This is a genomic window from Photorhabdus bodei, assembly GCF_003287735.1.
Taxonomy (GTDB): Bacteria; Pseudomonadota; Gammaproteobacteria; order Enterobacterales; family Enterobacteriaceae; genus Photorhabdus; species Photorhabdus kayaii.
Genome location: NZ_NSCM01000169.1, coordinates 1 through 330 on the forward strand (window position 1 = coordinate 1; position 330 = coordinate 330).

Annotated in this window: 1 pseudogene; it reads left to right on the top strand. The window is 37.9% G+C overall.

Features of this window, described 5'->3' with window-relative positions:
- Window positions 1-315, top strand: a pseudogene (locus CKY02_RS23295) (IS4 family transposase); the annotation flags it as partial.
- Window positions 316-330: the final 15 nt, after the last annotated feature.

Sequence of the window (330 nt, forward strand, 5' to 3'; positions counted from 1 at the left end):
AGGGATGAAAAGAGTGAACGTTTTGGATTTGGTCTTAGAGCAAGTTATAGCCACGGGGCTGGTCGTTTATCAGTATTGAGTCTACTTGCTACACTGAGTTCGGTTGTACTTTGGCTGATTGGTTTTTATGCCGAAAATAAAGGAATACATCTTAATTATCAGGCAAATAGTATTAAATCAAGAAGAGTTATCTCTCATCTGACATTAGCAGAGAATGTCTTACGCCATTCCCCGCTAATATTATTTGAAATAGTGCTTAATAAAACCCTCAAGCATCTCGCCAAAATCTACCAAAGTATGGTTTTGATTTATTAGCGCTGATTTGTGGGG